This is a genomic window from Pseudomonas sp. NFACC41-3, from assembly GCF_900109505.1.
Lineage (GTDB): Bacteria > Pseudomonadota > Gammaproteobacteria > Pseudomonadales > Pseudomonadaceae > Aquipseudomonas > Aquipseudomonas chlororaphis.
In genome coordinates this window covers 1,272,776-1,293,919 of record NZ_FOAE01000001.1, presented here as the reverse complement: position 1 = coordinate 1,293,919, position 21,144 = coordinate 1,272,776, and the positions used below count along the sequence as shown (strand labels likewise).

Genomic DNA, 21,144 nt, shown 5'->3' with positions numbered 1-21,144 from the left:
AACAGCAGCGCAAGACCACAGCGCGCGAACACCGCGTGAAAGAAAGACCGATACCCGACCTTTGCTCGGCGTCGCTGCACGGCTGACCTGTCCCTGAAAACCGTCATCCTGAGGCCAGTTTATGAACCTGATGTGACGGCGCCCGCAAAAAAACCATCACCTTTGCGCCACCCGCCTTGCTTTACACTCAAGGACCGCAACGGCCCCTCCCGGGCCCGCCAGGAGGCCCCCGATGAAACAGCTTCGCACCCTTGTCGCCAGCCTGATGCTCGGCGCCCTGCCCCTGGCCGGCCACGCCGCCGCGCCTGGCGAAGCGCCCGCCGCCGCTCCCGGCAAAACGCCCACGGAGGGGTGTATCGACGTCAGCGTGGGCGGCTACAAGGCCCCGGACTACGGTTGCCTGAGCCAGCAGATGGGCAACAACCCCGACGGCGCCAAGGCCGGGCAGAAGAACCAGGAAGCCCTGCAGGTGCCGATCCACAAGCGCCCGCCGAACCAGATGGGCCTGGCCACCCCGGCCGCCACCAGCACGCGGATGGGCAATACCTTCGGCACCTCGGTAAAGCCGCAGCGGCCTTGAGGTTGTGTGTTGTCTGTTCGGGCCCTGTCGCGAGCAGCCGTTTGCCGAGCATTGGCTGGCGTGGAGGGAAAAGGAATCCGGGCTAGACGCTGGGCTGTTGGCGGAACGCCACGGCCAGGCGGTTCCAGGAGTTGATCGCCGCCACCGCGACCGTCAGGTCGACCAGCTCGCGCTCGCTGAACTGGCCGCGCACGGCCTGGAACAACGCATCCGGCACCGCGGACTCGGACAACAGGGTCACCGACTCGCTCCAGGCCAGCGCCGAGCGCTCCCGCGAACTGAACAGTGCCGAATCGCGCCACACGCCGAGGGCGTACAGGCGTCGTTCGCTCTCGCCGTTCTGGCGCGCCTGCACCGCGTGCATGTCGGCGCAGAACGCGCAGTGATTGAGTTGCGAAACGCGGATCTTGACCAGCTCCAGCAGGGGTTTCTCGATGGACAGGTCGAAGTTTTGTGCCTCGAACATCAACAGGCCCTTGAGGGCTTCCGGCGAGGCGCTGTAGTAGTCCAGGCGGGGTTCCATCGGGAGTCACCCTGAGCGTGTGTTTGTATTCCCTAGCCTAAGGTCCGCGTCGGCCTGCCCCTATAGCCAATCCGGGGGTTTATCGGCAGTCCATCGAACAGTGTCAGGTTCAAGACCGCCGAAGCCCTTCGGGCTTATCGCAGCCTTCGGCAGCGGCTACACCGCCCGGTCCGAAGCAGCGTCGTACCCTGTAGCCGCTGCCGCAGGCTGCGATCGCGGACGCAGTCCGCGCCAAGGCCGCAGGCCGATCCCGGGGCGCTACACGAACCCCGGGCTTGCGGGTAATCTGGCGGGCACCGATCGTTTTGGAATGTCATCGATGGAACTGCATGTCGTCATCAACGGGCGCAAGGACCTGGCCGACCAGCTGTACCGGCAACTGCGCGACGCCATCGAATCCGGGCGGCTGGCGGCGGGCGCCCAGTTGCCGCCGAGCCGCCTGCTGGCCGAGCAACTGGGGATCTCGCGCAAGACGGTGTCGGACACCTACAGCCTGCTGACCTACGAGAATTTCCTGATCGGCCGGATCGGCCGCGGCACCTTCGTCAATGCCCGCCCGGTGAAGGCCGAACCCAAGCAGAGCGCCGCCGACCTCGCCTGCGCGCAGAGCCTGGAAAAATGGCGCGAGCTGCCCTCGCCCCTGCGCCATCCGACCCTGGAAGGCACCTCGCGCTACGAGTTCATCGGCGGCGCCACCAGCCGCAATCAGTTCCCCCAGGAAGAGTGGCGACGCTGCACCCAGGACGCACTGCGGCGGATCGCCCAGAGCGGCGGTTTCTACAGCCAGCCGGAAGGCCTGCCGGCGCTGCGCAATGCAATTGCCGGACATGTCTCGTTCTCGCGCGGCGTGGTTTGCAGCGACGCCGACATCGTAGTCTGCAACGGTGCGCAACAGGCCCTGGACCTGATCGCCCGGGTAGTGCTCGAACCCGGCAGCCTGGTGGCCATGGAAGACCCCGGCTACACCCCGGCGCGCCTGCTGTTCAGCGCCCAGGGCGCGACGGTGATCGGCGTACCGGTGGATGATGAAGGCATCCAGGTCGAGCGGATTCCCGACGGCGTGCGGCTGATCTACGTCACCCCGTCCCACCAGTTCCCCCTGGGCATGCCCATGAGCCCGGCCCGCCGCGAGGCCCTGCTGGAGCGGGCGCGGGAGCTGGGGGCGATCGTCATCGAGGACGATTACGACAGCGAGTTCCGCTACGAGGGGCGGCCCACCGATTCCCTGCAAAGCCTGGATAAGCGCGGCATGGTGGCCTATGTCGGGACCTTCTCCAAGACCATGCTGCCGCAACTGCGCCTGGGCTACGCGGTGCTGCCACCGGCGATTCTCCGCGCGGTGATCAAGGCCAAGCGCCTCACCGACTGCCACACCTCGACCCTGCCGCAATGGGCGCTGGCCAAGTTCATCGCCGAGGGCTACCTGCTCAAGCACATCCGCCGCTGCCACACGGTGTACGCCGGGCGCCGCGAGCGCATTCTGCAGCGCCTGAACGGCGACCTCTCGCCCTGGCTGCAGGCGGTGCCGTCCACCGCCGGCTTCCACATGGCGGCGCTGTGCAAGGTGCCGGTGAATATCCCGCTGTTGCTGGAGCTGGCAAAGAAGGTCGAGGTCGGGCTCTACCCGCTGCACGGCTTCTATTATCAGGAGCCGGCCAGGGACGGGCTGTTCATCGGCTTTGGCGCCATCGAGACCCTGGACATCGACCCGGCCCTGGACAAGGTGCGCGACATCCTGCAACAGATCGCCTGATTGGCCCCGGGCTTTTCCCGGGGATTGGTTATTTTTGTTGCAATCTTGCGGCCCTATTCTGAGCCTCCAGCAAACGCCGTGACTGCAACTGCGATCTTGAGATTCTGCACCTGCTCCGTCGGAGTGCCGCCCAAGCCGATCGCAGCCTGCGGCAGCGGCTACAGGACTCGTGGAGGGTTCTAGATGTCCAGTCCAGCCATCAATATCGTGCAGATCAGGGCCGCCCAGGGCCGTTCGGAGGAGCTTGGCCAGCAGTTGACCACGCTTCTCGCCGCCCTGCGCGAGGCTCCCGGTTGCCTGGCGTACAGCGCCCAGTGCAACACAGCGGACCCGCAGCGCTGGACCGTGCGCGGCCAGTGGCGCTCGGCAACCGAGATGCAGGCGCATTTCCATCTGCCGGCGGCCCAGGGTTTCATCGACCTGCTGGACCGCCGCCTGGCCTGCGCCCTCGACTTCGAACACTGAGGCATTGGTCTGCGCTTCTTTGCCGGGATTGGTTATAGGCCGGTCGCGCCAGCGGGCTTACCTTGAGCCGGCCCCTTTCGCACCGGAGAAACCGACCATGAAGCCCCTCGCTGCCCTGACCTGCGCCCTCGCCGGCCTGACCCTGCTCACCTCTCTGGGCGCCGTCGCCCATGACCCAGAGTACGGCCAGGAAAAAACCAGGATCCTGCAGGAACATGCCCTGAACAACCTGCCGGGCAAGACCGCGCTGATGCTCACCGTCGACTACGCACCGGGCCAGGCCACGGTGCCGCACATGCACAAGGGCGCGGCCCTGGCCTATGTGCTCGAAGGCGAGATCACCTCGCGGGTCAACGACGAACCGGCTATCACCTACAAGGCAGGCGAATCCTGGTACGAACCGGCGGGCTCGCAGCACCCGGTATCGGCCAACGCCAGCGCCAGCAAACCCGCCAGGCTGCTGGTGTTCATGCTCAAGGACGCCAAGGATGAGGTGCTGACGCCGTTGAAGCAGTAAGCGCCTGGCTGGAGATACTCCGTAGGAGCGAGGCTTGCCTGCGATCCGCACAGCGGCCAGGCGCCTTTTTTCATCGGCTTGGCTTGGGAAATTGCGTTGCCTGTTCTGGCGTCATCGCGAGCAAGCTTCGCTCCTACAGAAGCGGCATTTTTTGTAGCCGCTGCCGCAGGACCTTGAGCCCCTTGCGAGCGTTCCGCTCGATCGCAGCCTGCGGCAGCGGCTACAGCATTTCTTGAGGTCATAAAAAAGCCCCGTATCTCGCGATACGGGGCTTTTTCATTTACCGCTCGATCAGGCCGCTGCTACAAGGCCCGATTGACCGCTCATGGCCAGGTCCAGCAACTCGCGGTTGGCCACCGCGTACATGGCGTAGTCGGTGCCGCTGGCGGCACGGATTTCCACCAGCATCGCGCGCCAGCGCTCGACCATGCTCTGGTTCTGCTCAAGCCACAGGGCCACGCGGGCTTCCATGTCTTGCGGCGCATCGGCCATTTGCAGGACCGAGATGGTGATCGCCCGCTGCTGCCAGTCCACGTCGTCGCGGAAGGCTTCGCGTGCCTGGGCCTGCCAGTTGTTGGCCACCGGCAGATCGCTGATCTGCTGCAGGTACCACGGCAGGTCCAGGGCGCTGCCCACGGCGAAGTAGGCCTTGGCCACATCGGCGGCGTCGTGCCCGGTGACATCCGCGGCCTCGATGATCGGCAACAGGGTGTACAGGTGGGTAGTACCTGCCACCATGCGCGCCAACAGCTCAGGCACGCCGGCTTCGACGTAGGCGGTGTAGCGGGTCTGCCAGCCTTCGCGGGTCGGGCCTTCCAGCAGTTCGTCGAGCTTGAGGCCCAGCGCCGCCAGGTGCGGACCGAAGTGCGCGACGTCACGGGCGGCATCCTGCTCGTTGCGACGGCTGCGCAGGAACCAGCGGGTGGCGCGACGGCCAAGGCGCATCAGCTCGTCCATCAGCTCCAGCTGCACCTGGGCCGAGACCTGGTGATCCAGGGCTTCGATCTGGCGGAACCAGTGCGGGAGATGGAAGATGTCGCGCACGATCACATAGGCGCCCGCCACGTTGGCCGGGCTCATGCCAGTGGACTCCTTCAGGCGTTGCACGAAGGTGATGCCCATGTGGTTGACCAGGTCGTTGGCGATCTGGGTGCTGACGATCTCGCGCTTGAGGCGGTGGCGGCGCATGGCTTCGGCGAACTTGCTGACCAGGGTCGGCGGGAACGCGGTTTCCATGTCGCGGGTCAGGTAGTCGTCGTCCGGCACCAGGGAACCCAGCAGCTGTTCCTTGAGGTCGATCTTGCTGTAGGAGATCAGCACCGACAATTCCGGACGGGTCAGGCCGTGGCCGGCGGCGACGCGCTCGTTGAGCTGCTCTTCCGACGGCAGGAACTCGATGGCGCGGTCCAGCTTGCCACGGCCTTCCAGGTCGCTCATCAGGCGCTTGTACTCGGCGATCCGCGCGAAGGCGCGACGGGCCGCCAGGGACAGGGCCTGGGTCTGCTTGTAGTTGTTGCCCAACACCAGGCCACCGACTTCGTCGGTCATGCTCGCCAGCAGCTGGTTACGCTGCTTGTCGGTCATGTCGCCGGCCTGCACCACTTCGTTGAGCAGGATCTTGATGTTCACTTCGTGGTCGGAGCAGTCCACGCCACCGGCGTTGTCGATGAAGTCGGTGTTGGAACCGCCGCCATTGAGGCCGAACTCCACACGCCCCAGTTGGGTCATGCCGAGGTTGCCGCCCTCGCCCACCACCTTGCAGCGCAGCTCGTTACCGTTCACGCGCAGTGCATCGTTGGCCTTGTCGCCCACGTCGGCATGGCTTTCCGTGCTGGCCTTGACGTAGGTACCGATACCGCCGTTCCACAACAGGTCCACCGGCGCCTTGAGCAAGGCGTTGAGCAGCTCGGTCGGGGTCAGCTTGTCAGCCTGGATGTCGAAGCGTTCTTTCATCTGCGGCGAAATGGCGATGCTCTTCGCGCTGCGCGAGAAGATGCCGCCGCCTTCGGACATGATGCTGGTGTCGTAGTCGCTCCAGGCCGAACGCGGCAGGTCGAACATGCGCTGGCGCTCGGCGAAGCTGGTGGCCGGGTCCGGATTCGGGTCGATGAAGATGTGCATATGGTTGAAGGCCGCGACCAGCTGCAGCTTGTCGGACATCAGCAAGCCGTTGCCGAACACGTCGCCGGCCATGTCACCGACGCCCACCACTGTGATGCTGTCTTGCTGGACATTGATGCCGCGCTCGCGGAAGTGGCGCTGCACGCCGACCCACGCGCCCTTGGCGGTGATGCCCATCTTCTTGTGGTCGTAACCGGCGGAACCGCCGGAAGCGAACGCATCGCCCAGCCAGAAGCCGTAGTCGATGGCGATGCCGTTGGCGATGTCGGAGAAGGTCGCGGTGCCCTTGTCCGCCGCCACCACCAGGTACGGGTCATCGTCGTCATGGCGCACGACGTTGGCCGGCGGCACCAGGACGCCGTCCTTCAGGTTGTCGGTGATGTCCAGCAGGCCGGAGATGAAGATGCGGTAGCAGGCGATGCCTTCGGCCGCGATCTCGTCCCGGCTGCCGCCCAATGGCAGGCGACGCGGCAGGAAGCCGCCCTTGGCGCCCACCGGCACGATCACCGAGTTCTTCACTTGCTGGGCCTTTACCAGGCCGAGGACTTCGGTACGGAAGTCTTCTTCGCGGTCGGACCAGCGCAGGCCGCCACGGGCAACGTTGCCGAAGCGCAGGTGCACGCCTTCGACGCGCGGCGAGTAGACGAAGATTTCGAACTTCGGCACCGGCTTGGGCAGCTCGGGAATCAAGTGCGGGTTGAACTTGAAGCTGAAGTACGACTTGTTATGGCCGTTGGCGTCGGTCTGGTAGAAGTTGGTCCGCAGGGTGGCCTTGATCAGGTCCAGGTAGCGACGCAGGATGCGGTCTTCGTTGAGCACCTGGACATCGTCCAGGGCGCTGAGGATCGCGTGCTCCAGGCGTTGCTGCTTGTCTTCCAGGTCATCGCTGCCGAGCTTGCGCGCCAGGTAGAAGCGGGTCTTGAACAACCGGGTTAGCTCGCGGGCGATATCGGTGTGGTTGTTCAGGGTGCTGGCGATGTAGCCCAGGTCGAAGCCCAGGCGGATCTGCTTCAGGTAACGGGCATAGGCACGCAGCAGCGCGACGTCGCGCCATGGCAGGCCGGCGGTCAGCACCAGGCGGTTGAACGCATCGTTCTCGGCATCGCCACGCACGATGTGGACGAAGGCGTCCTGCAGGGTGTCGTTGAGCTGCTGGATATCCAGGTTCAGGCCTTCGGCCGCGGTGAAGGCGAAGTCGTGGATCCAGAACTCACGGCCGCTGGCGTGACGCAGGCGATACGGGAACTCGCCGAGCACGCGCAGGCCGAGGTTTTCCAGGATCGGCAGCACGTCGGACAGCGCCAGCGGGGTATCGGCGTGATACAGCTTGCAGTGCAGCAGCGGCTGGCTGGTGGACTGGGTCAGCGGCTGGTAGAAGCTCATCACCAGCGGGTTGGCCTCGGTCAGGCTCAGCAGGTGCTGCATGTCGACCACCGCCGAATGCGCGGCGAAGCGCTCGCGGTAGCCGGCCGGGAAGCCTTTCGGGAAGTCGGCCAGGACGTTGGTGCCGTGGGCTTCGCCGAAGCTTTCGACGGTCAGCGCGGCGTAGTCGTCCTGCCAGCTGCGGCAGGCCTGCACCACTTCTTTTTCCAGCAGCAGCGGGTCGATGTCGATGCGGTTCTTCGGGTCGACCCGTAGAATCAGTTGCACACGCGCCAGCACGGACTCGGAGAAGAAGGTCCAGAATTCGCAGTCGGTGGCCTTCAGGCGATCCATCAGCACCTGCTGGATCTTCTGCCGCACTTCGGTGGAATAGATGTCGCGCGGCACATAGGCCAGGCAGTAGCAGAAGCGACCGTACGGGTCCTTGCGCAGGAACACGCGGATCTTGTTGCGTTCCTGGATCTGCACGATCGACATCACGGTGTTGAACAGCTCGTCGACCGGGGTCTGGAACAGGTCGTCGCGCGGCAGCACTTCGAGGACCTGGGCCAGTTCCTTGCCCAGGTGCGCCTTGGCCTGGAAGCCGGAGCGCTGTTCGATGATTTCCACCTTGCGGCGGATATAAGGAATCACCCGCACGCTTTCGCCGTACACCGACGAGGTGTACAGGCCCATGAAGCGGCATTCCTTGAGCACATTGCCGTCGGCATCGATCTGGCGAATCGACACGTAGTCCGGGTAGGCCGGACGGTGCACGCGGCTTGGGTGGGCGGCCTTGGCGAACGACAGCGGCGTCGGTTCGCGCAGGTAGTTCACGGCGTAGTCTTCGATGCGCAGGTCGTCGACGGTGAGGCCGGCGCGCAGCAGCTTGGTCAGGCCGAGGAAGGAGTCCTGGTCGTACTCGATATGGCCACCGTGGTGGTCCTCGCGCACCACGAACTCTTCGTAGCCGAGGAAGGTGAAGTGGTTGCCCACCAGCCATTCCAGGAAGCTCTTGATCTCGCCCTTTTCATCGGCGTCGATCTCGAACTGGCTGTTGCCGATGCCATCGATCAGTTCCTGGACCTTGGCTTTCATCGGCTCGAAATCGGCCACGGCGACGCGCACTTCGCCGAGCACCTGCTCCAGTTCCTTGCTCAGGACATTGAGCTCGGCGGTGTTGGCGCAGCGGTCGATCTCCAGGTACATCAGCGACTCTTGCAGGATGCCTTCGCCCTGGGTGCCCTTGGGCAGGATTTCCAGCAGCTCGTTCTTGCTCCCGCGACGCACGCTCAGCACGGTGGTCTGCAGGGTGTGGATGCTGTAGCCGCGACGGTTCAGCTCGGTGCGGACCGAGTCCACCAGGAACGGCAGGTCATGGTGCAGCACTTCGACCGCGGTGTGGGTCGACTGCCAGCCATGACGTTCGTAATCGGGGTTGTAGACGCGCACTTGCGGTTGCGCGTGGTCGAAGCGCTCAAGCAGGCGCCAGGCAGAAAGGGTGCAGCCCGCCAGGTCGGACAAGCGACGCTGGGTGAGTTCGTCCAGAGAAATGATGCCGAAGAATTGTTCAGCGAACAGCGCCACTTGTGGCAGTGCCTGTTCACTGATGTGCTGCGCCAGTGCCGCTTGCAGTTGGTGCTGGAAGTCGGCCTTGCTGGCTGCGGTGAAGAACGCCATCTGTGGTACTCCGCTTGGGCTTGTTATTGAGTAAAGCGTCGCATGCAATCCCCTTGCGGGGGTGTCGGTCATCCTGCTCCTGGATCTCGGGCAGAGGTCGCAGGATGACAGGGTGGTGAAGCTGTATGAGACGCTCAGGTCACATTCACCGTTCCCGGATGGGCATCTGCAAAAACGACTGCCGCGGTGCGCCGGGCAATGCCTTTACAGGTGCTCATCCGTTGCGCAGCTTAACGAGTGCGGCAAGAGCGCTGCTTGCGGTGCTGCGACATATTCGGTCATTGGCAGGCAACTGGCGGGCCAAGCCTTGAACAACACTAGCAGCCGCCGAACAAAACGGCGGTCGCGCCGAAGCTTTACGGGACTGTCGTGCCAGAAACGGACAGTTGCAGCGACGCCATCGTGACCTGTTCTCTGACACACAAAGCAGCAGAAATTCCCCCGGGCTGGCAGAATTGCACTTTGTTCGCCCCGCTCCCCCAGCGGAGCCAGACCCAGGACTCGCCCCATGCAAATGACCACCGCCCACCTGATCGCCAACCCGTGCGACGACGAAGAAGACAACATGGCCATGCTCTGCTGCCACAGCAACCAGGGCGAGATGTTCCTGATGACCCGCTACCCGGACGAGGACGAACTGGAGATCACCCTGGACGGCGAGCCCTCGACCCTGGACGGAGTGAAAGTCACCCTTGGCCCGACCCGCCTGCTGATCGAAATCGCCGCGACCGACGCCGACGCGCTCAATGGCAGCGATCACCTGGAGATCCTGCACAACACCGCGGCGACGGACCTGGCGGAAGTCGAGCAAACCCTGCAGAACATCCTCAAGGGCACCGGCACCTATATCAGCGAGCTTTGATTTTACGAGCTCTGCGATTTTACGAGCTCTGATTTACGAGCTCTGATCGACGAGCTTTGATTCAACCCACTGTGAGCAAGCGACTGGTTTCTTGACAAGAAACCGGCGCCCCGGCATTGTCTGACAACCTGACTTACGAGCCCCCTCCTCCATGCTTCAGCTCCAGCGCCCCGACACCCTGGTCGAACGAGTGGTCAATGCGATCCGCAAGGAAATCGATGCCGGCCGCCTGACCGCCGAATCGCGCCTGCCGACCGAACAGCAATTGACCGAGCAACTGAACGTCAGCCGCTCGGTGGTGCGCGAGGCCGTGGCGCAACTCAAGGCCGACGGCATCCTGGTCAGCCGCCGCGGGCTGGGCTCGTTCATTTCACAGAATCCTAACGGCAGCGTGTTTCGTTTTCCCAGCCAGAAGGGCCGTAAGCCCGATCTGGTGCAGATGTTCGAAATGCGCCTGTGGATCGAAACCCAGGCCGCTTCCATCGCCGCCCAGCGCCGCGACGACGCCGACCTGCAACGCATGCGCAGCGCCCTGCAAGAGATGCACGACCAGCGCAGCGATCTGGCCGCGGCCGCCCTGGCCGACGTGGAGTTCCACCGGGCCATCGCCGACGCCAGCAAGAACCACTACTTCGTCGCCTTCCATGATTTTCTTCGTGGACAGCTGGCCGAAGCGCGGCGCACCGCCTGGGAAAACTCGGCGGCCCATTCGGTCGGCGGTTCCGCCGATGCCGGCCGCGAACACCAGGCGCTGTACGAAGCCATCGCCGCCGGTGACCGGCAGCAGGCCGCCGCCTGCGCCGAAGCGCACCTGCGGGCCGCGGCCAAACGCTTGAAAATCGACCTGCCGAGTATCGATTAAACCCCTGTAACCCACTGCCTGACGGACGCTGCCGCGCGGCGTCTTTTGTTTGTTTATATTTGTCTGACAACCTGATGATCAGACCCGAACAAGAATAACCAAGGTGACATCTGCATGATCTACGACTACTGCATCATCGGCGGCGGCATCGTTGGCCTCGCCACCGCCATGGCGCTGCTCGAACGCCAGCCCGGCGCCTCGCTGCTGATCCTGGAAAAGGAAAACGTCCTGGCCCGGCACCAGACCGGCCACAACAGCGGGGTGATCCACGCCGGCATCTACTACGCCCCGGGCAGCCTCAAGGCCGACCTGTGCAAGCGCGGCGCCCAGGCGACCAAGGATTTCTGCACCGAGCACGGGATCAGGTTCGAGGTCTGCGGCAAGCTGCTGGTGGCCTCCACGCCGCTGGAAGTCGAGCGCATGCATGCCTTGTACGAGCGCTCGCAGCAGAACGGCCTGAAGGTCGAACGGCTGGATGCGCAAGAGCTGCAGCGGCGCGAACCGAACATCGTCGGCCTCGGCGGCCTGTTCCTCGATGCCACCGGCATCGTCGACTACCGGCAGGTGTGCGAAGCCATGGCCCGGGTCATTCAGCAGGCCGGCGGCGAAGTGCAACTGCAAACGACCGTGCGCACCATCGTCGAAACCGCCGACAAAGTCACCATCAGCAGCGACGACAAGGTCTGGAGCGCCCGCCAGCTGGTGGCCTGCGCCGGCCTGCAATCGGATCGCCTGGCGGCCCTGGCCGGGGTCAGGATCGACCACCAGATCATCCCGTTCCGCGGCGAGTACTTCCGCCTGCCGGCGGCGAAGAACGCCATCGTCAATCATCTGATCTACCCGATTCCCGACCCGGAGCTGCCGTTTCTCGGCGTGCACCTGACCCGGATGATCGACGGCAGCGTCACCGTCGGCCCCAACGCCGTGCTCGGCCTGGGCCGGGAAAACTATCGCAAGTTCTCCGTCAACTGGCGCGACGTGGCCGAGTACGCAACCTTCCCCGGTTTCTGGAAAACCATCTGGAACAACCTCGGTTCCGGCACCACGGAGATGAAGAACTCGCTGTTCAAGCGCGGCTACCTGGAACAGTGCCGCAAATACTGCCCGTCCCTGGAAGTCGCCGACCTGCTGCCGTATGAGGCCGGGATTCGCGCCCAGGCGGTGATGCGCGACGGCACCCTGGTGCACGATTTCCTGTTCGCCGAAACCCCGCGCATGGTCCACGTCTGCAATGCCCCCTCGCCGGCCGCGACCTCGGCCATCCCCATCGGCCAGATGATTGCCGAGAGAATCCGCAAAGCCCGTTGATCCCCGCTGCACGGGTGCCTGGCGCCCGCTTGAAAATAACTACAAACAACAAGGAATCCTCAGATGTCAGTCCATGAGGCGGCCCCGGCCGCATGCGAAACGCCGCAACAAAAACAAAAACGCCTGCGCAAGGTCGCGGCGGCGACCATCTTCGGCTCGATGCTGGAGTGGTACGACTTCTATCTGTACGCCACCATGGCGGCCATCGTCTTCTCGAAAATCTTCTTCGACCCCAGCAACCCGAAAGTCGCCTCGCTGCTGGCGTTCTCCACCTTTGCCATCGGCTTTATCGCCCGGCCCTTCGGCGGCGTGCTGTTCGGCTATTTGGGCGACCGGTTCGGGCGCAAGCAGGTGCTGGTCATCACCTTCTGCATGATGGGTGTGTGCACCATGCTGATCGGCCTGATTCCCAGCTATGCCTCGATCGGCATCTGGGCGCCGATCATCCTGGTGCTGGTGCGGATCATCCAGGGCCTGGGTGCCGGTGCCGAACTGTCCGGCGCGGCGGTGACCTCCTATGAGCACGCCAGCGAAGGCAAGCGCGGCAGCCAGGGGGCCTGGCCGGCGCTGGGCCTGAACCTGGGCCTGCTGCTGTCGTCGCTGACCGTCTACCTGCTGACCATGAACGGCAATGAGTTCCTGCTCTCCGGCGGCTGGCGCATTCCATTCGTTTGCAGCATCGCCCTGGTCGGCGTCGGCCTGTGGGTACGGCGCAGCATTCCGGAAACCCCGCAGTTCGAGAAGCTGGACAAGGCGCAGGAAAAGGACAGTGCCAAGGTCCAGGCCTCACCCCTCAAGCTGCTGTTCAAGAACGACCTCAAGGGCCTGGCCGTGGTGCTGTTCGTGGCCATCGGCTACAACGCCCTGAGCTACATCTTCAAGACCTTCTCCCTGGCCTACCTGACCCAGTACAAAGGCGTCGAAGCCCATGTCACTTCGCTGTCGGTGACCATCGCCAGCCTGGTGGCGATAGTCGCCGTGCCCTGCTTCGGCTGGCTCTGCGACAAGTGGAGCAGCAAGAAGGTGCTGATGCTCGGCGGGCTGTGCTCGGTGCTGTTCGCCTATCCGTTCCTGAGCCTGCTCAATACCGGCGAGCCACTGATGATCTACCTGGCCATCGCCATCGGCACCGGGGTATTGGCGCCGATGATGTTCGCGCCCCAGGGCTCGTTCCTCAGCCGCCAGTTCCCGACCCAGACCCGCTCTTCCGGCTTCGGTACCGGCCGTGAAATCGGCACCGCCATCGCCGGCGGCCTGGCGCCCCTGGGCGGGCTGGCCCTGGTGGCCAACTCGGCGACTCACTCGACCGACGGCGTGGCGTTGATCCTGGCGGTCTCGGCGGTGATGGTGGTGGTCTTCGCCCTGTGCGACCAGGGCCGCAAGCACTCCAGCTTCAAGAACTGAGCGCCCGCCACTGACGCGCCGTGAGGGCGGCGCGTCAGGCACCCGCCGTGAGGGCGGCGCGTCAGGCACCCGCCGCCATCCCCTTCTCCCAAGCCTCGAAATACCCTGCGCGATTGCGGGCAATTAGCGGTTATTTACAGAAATTTGCCAGGTGCCGTTAGTCGCCGGGGGCCCGGATGGATTAAAGTAACGCCCCCAGCCCTGGCGTTATTCGAACGCCCTCGGTCACCCTCTGCAGGAACAGTCATCGATGGAACATCGTGAAGCGCTACTCGCGCTGCGAACCTTTCTTTCAACGCAGATTCTCGGCCAGGAAAAACTCATCGAGCGCTTGCTCATCGCCCTGCTCGCCGACGGCCACATGCTGGTCGAGGGCGCCCCGGGCCTGGCCAAGACCAAGGCCATCAAAGAGTTGGCCGAAGGCATCGAAGCGCAGTTCCATCGCATCCAGTTCACCCCCGACCTGTTGCCCGCCGACATCACCGGCACCGAAATCTATCGCCCGGAAACCGGCAGCTTCGTGTTCCAGCAAGGGCCGATCTTCCACAACCTGGTGCTGGCCGACGAAATCAACCGCGCCCCGGCCAAGGTCCAGTCGGCCTTGCTCGAAGCCATGGGCGAGCGCCAGGTCAGCGTCGGCCGCAGCACTTATGAGCTGTCGCCGCTGTTCCTGGTGATGGCCACGCAGAACCCCATCGAGCAGGAAGGCACCTACCCGCTGCCCGAAGCCCAGCTCGACCGTTTCCTGATGCACGTCAAGATCGGCTTCCCCGACGCCGCCGTCGAGCGGCGCATCCTGCAACAGGCCCGTGGCGAAGCGCTGAACGGCGAAACCAAGCCCGAGCGCCGCATCAGCCAGCAGGCGATCTTCGCCGCGCGCAAGGAAATCCTCGGCCTGTACATGGCCGACGCCGTGGAGGAATACCTGGTGCAGTTGGTGATGGCCACCCGCACCCCGGCCAAGTTCGACCCGGAGATGGCCGAATGGATCGCCTATGGCGCCAGCCCGCGCGGCTCCATCGCCCTCGACCGCTGCGCCCGGGCCCACGCCTGGCTGGCCGGGCGCGACTTCGTCAGCCCCGAGGACATCCAGGCGGTGCTGTTCGATGTGTTGCGCCACCGCATCATTCTGTCTTTCGAAGCAGAAGCCGCCGGCATCGACCAGGACCGGGTGGTCCAGCGGATTCTCGACGTCGTAGCCGTCGCTTGACCCCGATGAACGCCAGCCCTGTCGATGCCCCGGGCATCCGCGTCAGCCTCGCCGAGCTGATCGAGATGCGCCATCGCGTGCGCGAAGTGCAGCTGTTTTCCACGCCGAGCCAGCGCAGCCCGCTGGTCGGCCTGCACCACTCCAAGCTGCGCGGCCGTGGCGTCGACTTCGACCAGGTGCGGGTCTACCAGGCCGGCGACGACGTGCGCAGCATCGACTGGCGCGTCACCGCGCGCACCCAGGAACCGCACACCAAGCTGTTCCACGAAGAACGCGAACGGCCGATCTTCATCATGGTCGAGCAGAGCCGGCGGCTGTTCTTCGGTTCCGGGCTGATGTTCAAGTCGGTGCTCGCCGCCCAGGCCGCGAGCCTGATCGGCTGGGCCGCCCTGGGCCACAACGACCGGGTCGGCGGCCTGGTGTTCGGCGACGACGAGCACTACGAGATCAAGCCGCGACGCAGTAAGCAGAGCCTGCTGCAACTGCTCAACCGCCTGGTGCGGGTCAACCAGTCGCTGCACAGCGAAACCGAACCCGAACGCGATGCCCTCGGCACCGCCCTGCGCCGTGGTCGCGAAGTGCTGCGCCCGGGCAGCCTGGTGATCGTGATCTGCGACGAGCGCGCCCTGAGCGACGCCGCCGAACAGCAACTGAGCCTGCTGTCGCGCCACTGCGATTTGCTGCTGATGCCGCTGTCCGACCCGCTGGACCACGCCCTGCCCGCCGCCGGTCTGTTGCGTTTCGCCGAACGCGGCGCGCAGCTGGAGCTGGACACCCTCAACTACGAACTGCGCCAAGCCTACCGGGCGCAGAGCGAAGCGCGCATCGCCCGCTGGGAACTGCTGGCGCAGAAGCTGCGGGTGCTGCTGATGCCCCTGAGCACCCAGAGCGAAATGGTCGAGCAACTGCGCGAGTACCTGAACCCGCAACGCCCGGGGAAAACCCGATGAGCAGCCTCGACCAACTGCAACCCTTGATCGCCCCGCCCGCCATCGGCCTGTGGCCGCCGGCACCGGGCTGGTGGCTGTTGCTGGTGTTGCTGCCGCTGCTCGGCTTTGGCCTGTGGCGGCTCAAGCGCTTCTGGCCGCGCCAACGGGCCCTGCCCCGCGCCGAACAACCGCTGGACCCGCTGCGCCTGGCCGCCCTCGCCGAACTGGCGCTGCTGCCCAAGCCCTATGACGGCGCGCCCGCCGGCGCCTGGCTGCAACAGCTCAACGGTTTGCTCAAGCGTCTGTGCCGCAACCATTACCCCTACAGCCAGAGCCACACCCTCAACGGCCGCAAGTGGCTGGCGTTCCTCGACAACCGCTGCCCGGCGGCCGGCCTCACGCGCTGGATGGTCCTGGTGGAAGGCGCCTACAAGCCCGAGTGCAAGCTCGACGACAAGGCCATCGCCGGCCTGACCCAGGCGGTGGAAATCTGGATTCGCAAACATGTTTGAGTTCGCCTGGCCGTGGATCTTCGCCCTGCTGCCGCTGCCCTGGTTGCTGCGGGTGCTGCTGCCGGTGGCCGACAGCGGCGAACCGGCGCTCAAGGTCAGCTTCCTCAGCGACCTGGAAGGCCTGGCCAAGCGCCGCGCCCGAGCCAACCTGCCGACCTGGCGCCAGCAGGCTCCATTCATTCTGTTGTGGCTGTTGCTGCTGGTAGCCGCCGCCCGCCCGCAATGGCTGGGCGAGCCGCTGCCGGTGGCCGCCAGCGGTCGCGACCTGCTGGTGGCGGTGGACGTGTCCGGCTCCATGGACTTCCCCGACATGCAGTGGCAGGACGAAGACGTCAGCCGCCTGAACCTGGTCCAGCACCTGCTCGGCGACTTCCTGGAAAGCCGCGAAGGCGACCGCGTCGGCCTGATCCTGTTCGGCAGCAAGGCCTACCTGCAAGCGCCGCTGACCTTCGACCGGCACACCGTGCGCGTGTGGCTGGACGAAGCGAAGATCGGCATCGCCGGCAAGAACACCGCCATCGGCGACGCCATCGGCCTGGCCCTCAAGCGCCTGCGCCAGCGTCCGGCGCAGAGCCGGGTACTGATCCTGGTCACCGACGGCGCCAACAACGGTGGTGAAATCGACCCGCTGACCGCCGCCCGCCTGGCCGCCGAAGAAGGCGTGAAGATCTACCCGATCGGCATCGGCGCCGACCCGGAGCAAAGCGGCACCCTGGGTTTTCTCGGCCTCAACCCGAGCCTGGACCTCGACGAGCCGGCCCTCAAGGCCATCGCCGCAACCACTGGCGGGCGCTATTTCCGCGCCCGCGACAGTCAGGAGCTGCAAGCGATCAAGGACACCCTCGACCAACTGGAGCCGGTGACCCAGCAGCCGACCCAGGCCCGTTCGGCACAGGCGCTGTACAGCTGGCCGCTGGCCGCGGCGCTGCTGTTGAGCATGCTGCTGGTGGTGCGCGAGCGCTGGCCGGACCATCCGCTGCAACGCTTCTTCACCCGCGAGCGTTTTCTGCAACCTCTGCCAGACTGGCGCGAACGGCTCAAACGCCTGCGCCTGCGGAGACGTCGATGAGCGCGCCGTTCTGGGCCGAACTCTGGCCCCACTGGTTCCGTCCCTGGTGGCTGCTGCTGTTGCCGCTGCTCGGCTGGCTGTTGTGGCAGTTGTGGCACCGACAGAAACGCGCCGGCCGTTGGCAGATGATTCTGCCACCGGCCTTTCACGCCGCCCTGCTCAGCGGCGGCAACGGCCGCGAAAGCAAACTGCCGTGGATCGCCCTCGGCCTGGCCTGGATTCTCGCCGTGCTGGCCCTGCTCGGCCCCGGCTGGCAGCGGGTCGAACAGACCAGCCAGAAACCGGCCGACCCGCTGGTGGTGCTGCTGGAACTGACCCCGGAAATGCTCGCCGGCGACGTCCCGCCCAATCGCCTGGAACAGGCCCGGCGCAAGCTGCTGGACCTGTTGCAGGTACGCAGCGATGCTCAGACGGCAATCGTGGTCTACGCCGGCAGCGCCCACACCCTGGTGCCGCTGTCGGACGACCTGGCCACCAGCCGCAACCTGCTGGAAGCCCTCAAGCCGTCGATCATGCCCCAGCCCGGCCATCGCGCCGACCTGGCCCTGCAAAAAGCCTTGAAGCTGCTGGACCAGGGCGCACTGGGCCAGGGCCGGATCCTGCTGATCGGCTCGTCCCTGAGCGAGCAGGAACGCCAAGGCATCCGCCAGGCCCTCGGTGGCCAGGCACCGCAACTGTTGATGCTCGGCATCGGCAGCCGCCAGGGCTCGCCGGTGGCCCAGGAAGACGGCAGCTTTCTCAAGGACGAACAGGGCGCGATCCTCATGTCGCGCCTCGACGGTCCGAGCCTGAAGCGCTTCATCGGCGAGGTCGGCGGCCGCTATCGCCCGGCGCGCCTGGACGATAACGACCTGCGCGGCCTGGGCCTGCTCAGCGGTCCGCAGAACCTGCGCAGCGACGGCCAGACCCTGCGCCTGGACACCTGGGCCGACCAGGGTTACTGGCTGCTCCTGCCGCTGTTGCTGCTCGCCGCCTGCGCCGGGCGCCGCGGCTGGCTGTTCTGCCTGCCGCTGCTGCTGTTCGCCGTGCCGCAGCCCAGCTACGCCTTCGAGTTCAACGACCTGTGGCTGCGCCCCGACCAGCAGGGCCAGCGCCTGCTGGAACAGAAGCGGCCCGGCGAGGCGGCGCAGCATTTCGAGGACCCGCAGTGGCAAGGCGTGGCGCTGTACGAGGCCGGCAACTACGCCGCTGCCGCTCAGCGCTTTGCCGAAGGCAACGACGCCCGCGCCCACTACAATCGTGGCAACGCCCTGGCCAAGAGCGGCGAGCTGGAAGCCGCGCTGGATGCCTACGAGCAGGCCCTGGAACTGCAACCGGAGCTTGCCGCCGCGCAAAAGAACAAGGCCCTGGTCGAACGCCTGCTGCAGGAAACCGAGCCCGCGCCGCCGGAAGAACCGGCCAAGGGCGAAAGCCAGGACAACGACGAAACCCGCCAGCCGCCGCAAGCCGGCGCGGCGACCCAGGCACCGGTCACCCCGGGCCAGCAGCCGCCGGAGAACAGCCACCCCACCAGCGCCGACGAGGCGACGGACGACGAGGTCGCCACCCCAGGCAACGATGCGGTTCCCGGCAGCGAACTGGGCGACGAACAGACCACCACGCCGCCGCTGCGCGATGCCCAGGACAATTTCGACGGCGAACACCGTCAAGCATTGGAACAATGGCTGCGGCAGATTCCGGACGATCCGGGCGAACTGCTGCGCCGCAAGTTCTGGTACGAACAGCAACAACATCAGGATCAGGGAAAAATTCGATGACCCGCTTCACCGCCCTCTTACTCACGCTTGTACTGACACTCGGCGCCTTTGCGGCCCGGGCCGAGGGGCTGGTCGCCAGTGTCGACCGCAGCCGCGTGAACTCCGGGGAAACCGTCGAGCTGACCCTGGAATCCAACAATGTCACGCTGTTCGGCAAGCCCGACCTGACCCCGCTGCAAGCGCAGTTCGAGGTCCAGGGCACGCGCCAGGTCAACCAGTTGACCAGCCTCAACGGCGACAACCGCGCCATCACCCGCTGGATCATCACCCTGCTGCCCAGGACCACCGGCACCGTGGTGATCCCGGCCCTGCAACTGGGCGAAGTACAGAGCCAGCCGATCACCCTGCAGGTGCTGCAAAGCGCAAGCCGCAGCGACAGCGCGCCGCTGGAGCCGGTGTTCATCGACGCCAGCCTCGACCAGGACAGCGTCTACGTGCAGGCCCAGGCAGTGCTGACCCTGCACATCTATCACTCGGTGTCGCTGTACGACGACAGCAGTCTGACGCCGTTGCAGATCGACGACGCCCGGGTCGAACAGCTCGGCGAGTCGCGCACCTATGAAAAAGTCATCAACGGCGTGCGCCACGGCGTGATCGAGATCCGCTACGCGATCTTCCCCCAGCACAGCGGCGTGCTGGACATTCCGGAGCTGACCTTCAGCGCCACCCTGGCCGACACTGCCAGCACCCAGGACTCGGCGCCCCAGGGCCTGAAGCCGGGCAAGCTGATGCACGTGAGCTCGGCGCAGATGCCGCTGACGGTCAAGGCCAAGCCAGCCGAATACCCGGCCGACGCGCCTTGGCTGCCGGCCCGCAGCCTGAGCCTGAGCGAAAGCTGGAACCCCGAGCCGGACCATAGCCAGGTCGGCGACTCATTGACCCGCAGCCTGACCCTCAAGGCCGAAGGCCTGTCCAGCTCGCAGCTGCCACCCTTGCCGGTGACCGAAGCCAATGGCCTGCGCAGCTACCCGGACCAGCCGCAGCTGAGCAATCAGGTCAGCGACCGCGGGCTGATCGGCAGCCGCGAAGACAGCCAGGCCCTGGTGCCGAACCGCAGCGGCAGCATCGACCTACCGGCACTGGAAGTGGTCTGGTGGAACACCCATGAGGACCACCTGGAACACAGCAGCCTGCCGGCGCGTACCCTGCAAGTGGCGAACAACCCGAGCCTGGTGGTGGACACCCCGGCCGGCACGACGCCATCTGGCGCTGGTGGCGACAGCGGCACCCTGTGGGCCTGGAAGCTCAGCACCCTGCTGCTGGCCTGCACCACCCTGCTCGGCTTCGGCCTCTGGTGGCGCGCACGCTGGCAACCGGCAATCCTGCGCGCCGTGCAGGCCGGCCCCAACCCGCGCACCCTGCTCGACGACCTCAAGCGCGCCAGCCTGGCCAACGACCCGCAAGCCACCCGCCAGGCCCTGGACGCCTGGGCCCGCCAGCAACCGGAAACCCTGGCCGACATGGCCGCCCGCTTCGTGCCCCTGTCCGACGCCCTGGACGGCCTGAATGGCGCGCTCTACAGCGAAACCGGCCACTACTGGCAAGGCGAAGAACTGTGGCGCGCGATCCGCGCCATCCCGATCGCCGAACACGTCCAGGCCCCGCTGGCCGACACCAGCAGCCTGCCGCCGCTGTATCCGAAATAACCGAGGAAACTGCGCAGCCTTGCGCTGCGGTTTCTGCACCCCATTTCAGAATTGTCCCCTTCCCCAGCACGGGCCGAGAGTGAGCTAATCCCCGCTCTCCCCCGTCGAGGCAGGCCACGAATCTTGATCATCACCTCCAGCGCCCGTTTTCTGCTCATCACCCATTTGAGTGGCAGCGCCTTCCAGCCAACCAACCACCTGCGTGAGCGGCTGAACTCGATTCTCGATCATGAACTGAAGGCTGATTGCCAGTTGTTGTTCTGCAATGTCGAGCAGACGGAGTTGGGGTGGCTGATCCAGTCGAGCCAGCCCTACCCTGTGTTAGATGCCAGCCTGTCCCGACTGGCCTTAGCCGACTGCCAGGCACTGCGCACTACCGGATTGCGCCTGGAGCGCTTCGAACTGTTCGAGCAATATGAACAACGTGGGCTGGGTGCCGCATGGCGGGAGTGCAGGAATCTGCTTGAAAGGATGTATTTGCTACTGCTGGCGCGGGCTTGAGCAGGCTTGCCCGTTACCGGATAAGCGTGACGACGGGCAATCAGACTTAGCAAAGTCGACCCAAAGCAGACCATGGCAAGTGG

17 protein-coding genes are annotated in these 21,144 nt (G+C 65.4%); 15 read left to right on the top strand and 2 right to left on the bottom strand.

Features of this window, described 5'->3' with window-relative positions; translation table 11 throughout:
- The first annotated feature begins 232 nt into the window (after positions 1-232).
- The gene (locus tag BMY68_RS05995) at positions 233-580 is read left to right on the top strand and encodes a hypothetical protein (RefSeq protein WP_085531033.1); all 348 of its coding nucleotides are present in this window, start codon (positions 233-235) and stop codon (positions 578-580) included.
- Between the two features lie 82 nt (positions 581-662).
- Here the strand turns inward: BMY68_RS05995 and BMY68_RS05990 are convergent, their stop codons facing one another.
- On the bottom strand, positions 663-1,103 hold the full coding sequence (locus BMY68_RS05990) for a carboxymuconolactone decarboxylase family protein (protein WP_085531035.1): 441 nt from the start codon (positions 1,101-1,103) through the stop codon (positions 663-665).
- 319 nt (positions 1,104-1,422) lie between these two features.
- Here BMY68_RS05990 and BMY68_RS05985 point away from each other — a divergent pair, with 319 nt between their 5' ends.
- The 3 genes from BMY68_RS05985 (at position 1,423) to BMY68_RS05975 (ending at position 3,838) form a co-directional block, all read left to right on the top strand.
- Positions 1,423-2,856: a MocR-like pyridoxine biosynthesis transcription factor PdxR gene (locus tag BMY68_RS05985; RefSeq protein ID WP_085531037.1), complete on the top strand. Its 1,434-nt coding sequence runs from the start codon at positions 1,423-1,425 to the stop codon at positions 2,854-2,856.
- 183 nt (positions 2,857-3,039) lie between these two features.
- Entirely contained in the window at positions 3,040-3,321 is a 282-nt protein-coding gene (locus BMY68_RS05980) for a putative quinol monooxygenase (protein ID WP_085531039.1), read from the top strand.
- A 97-nt stretch (positions 3,322-3,418) separates the two neighbouring features.
- The gene (locus tag BMY68_RS05975; RefSeq protein ID WP_085531041.1) at positions 3,419-3,838 is read left to right on the top strand and encodes a cupin domain-containing protein; all 420 of its coding nucleotides are present in this window, start codon (positions 3,419-3,421) and stop codon (positions 3,836-3,838) included.
- 291 nt (positions 3,839-4,129) lie between these two features.
- Here the strand turns inward: BMY68_RS05975 and BMY68_RS05970 are convergent, their stop codons facing one another.
- On the bottom strand, positions 4,130-9,001 hold the full coding sequence (locus tag BMY68_RS05970) for an NAD-glutamate dehydrogenase (protein ID WP_085531043.1): 4,872 nt from the start codon (positions 8,999-9,001) through the stop codon (positions 4,130-4,132).
- 508 nt (positions 9,002-9,509) lie between these two features.
- Between BMY68_RS05970 and BMY68_RS05965 the strand changes: the two genes are divergently transcribed.
- The 11 genes from BMY68_RS05965 to BMY68_RS05915 all read left to right on the top strand — a co-directional run bounded on the left by BMY68_RS05965 (position 9,510) and on the right by BMY68_RS05915 (position 21,061).
- Positions 9,510-9,863, top strand: a complete 354-nt coding sequence (locus tag BMY68_RS05965; protein WP_085531045.1) for a hypothetical protein — start codon at positions 9,510-9,512, stop codon at positions 9,861-9,863.
- A 151-nt stretch (positions 9,864-10,014) separates the two neighbouring features.
- A complete protein-coding gene (locus tag BMY68_RS05960) occupies positions 10,015-10,725 on the top strand; it encodes a FadR/GntR family transcriptional regulator (RefSeq protein WP_007925785.1) in 711 nt (236 codons plus the stop codon).
- A gap of 114 nt (positions 10,726-10,839) precedes the next feature.
- Positions 10,840-12,033, top strand: a complete 1,194-nt coding sequence (lhgO, locus tag BMY68_RS05955; protein WP_085531047.1) for an L-2-hydroxyglutarate oxidase — start codon at positions 10,840-10,842, stop codon at positions 12,031-12,033.
- Positions 12,034-12,096: 63 nt separating this feature from the next.
- Positions 12,097-13,437: an MFS transporter gene (locus tag BMY68_RS05950; RefSeq protein WP_085531049.1), complete on the top strand. Its 1,341-nt coding sequence runs from the start codon at positions 12,097-12,099 to the stop codon at positions 13,435-13,437.
- A 250-nt stretch (positions 13,438-13,687) separates the two neighbouring features.
- The gene (locus BMY68_RS05945; RefSeq protein WP_007925774.1) at positions 13,688-14,647 is read left to right on the top strand and encodes an AAA family ATPase; all 960 of its coding nucleotides are present in this window, start codon (positions 13,688-13,690) and stop codon (positions 14,645-14,647) included.
- A gap of 5 nt (positions 14,648-14,652) precedes the next feature.
- A complete protein-coding gene (locus tag BMY68_RS05940; RefSeq protein WP_007925772.1) occupies positions 14,653-15,597 on the top strand; it encodes a DUF58 domain-containing protein in 945 nt (314 codons plus the stop codon).
- A complete protein-coding gene (locus BMY68_RS05935; RefSeq protein WP_085531051.1) occupies positions 15,594-16,088 on the top strand; it encodes a DUF4381 domain-containing protein in 495 nt (164 codons plus the stop codon). Before BMY68_RS05940 ends, BMY68_RS05935 begins: the two co-directional genes overlap by 4 nt.
- The gene (locus BMY68_RS05930) at positions 16,081-17,157 is read left to right on the top strand and encodes a vWA domain-containing protein (RefSeq protein WP_085531053.1); all 1,077 of its coding nucleotides are present in this window, start codon (positions 16,081-16,083) and stop codon (positions 17,155-17,157) included. Before BMY68_RS05935 ends, BMY68_RS05930 begins: the two co-directional genes overlap by 8 nt.
- Positions 17,154-18,914, top strand: a complete 1,761-nt coding sequence (locus BMY68_RS05925; protein WP_085531054.1) for a vWA domain-containing protein — start codon at positions 17,154-17,156, stop codon at positions 18,912-18,914. Before BMY68_RS05930 ends, BMY68_RS05925 begins: the two co-directional genes overlap by 4 nt.
- Entirely contained in the window at positions 18,911-20,560 is a 1,650-nt protein-coding gene (locus BMY68_RS05920) for a BatD family protein (protein ID WP_085531056.1), read from the top strand. Before BMY68_RS05925 ends, BMY68_RS05920 begins: the two co-directional genes overlap by 4 nt.
- 123 nt (positions 20,561-20,683) lie before the next feature.
- A complete protein-coding gene (locus BMY68_RS05915; RefSeq protein ID WP_085531058.1) occupies positions 20,684-21,061 on the top strand; it encodes a hypothetical protein in 378 nt (125 codons plus the stop codon).
- Positions 21,062-21,144: the final 83 nt, after the last annotated feature.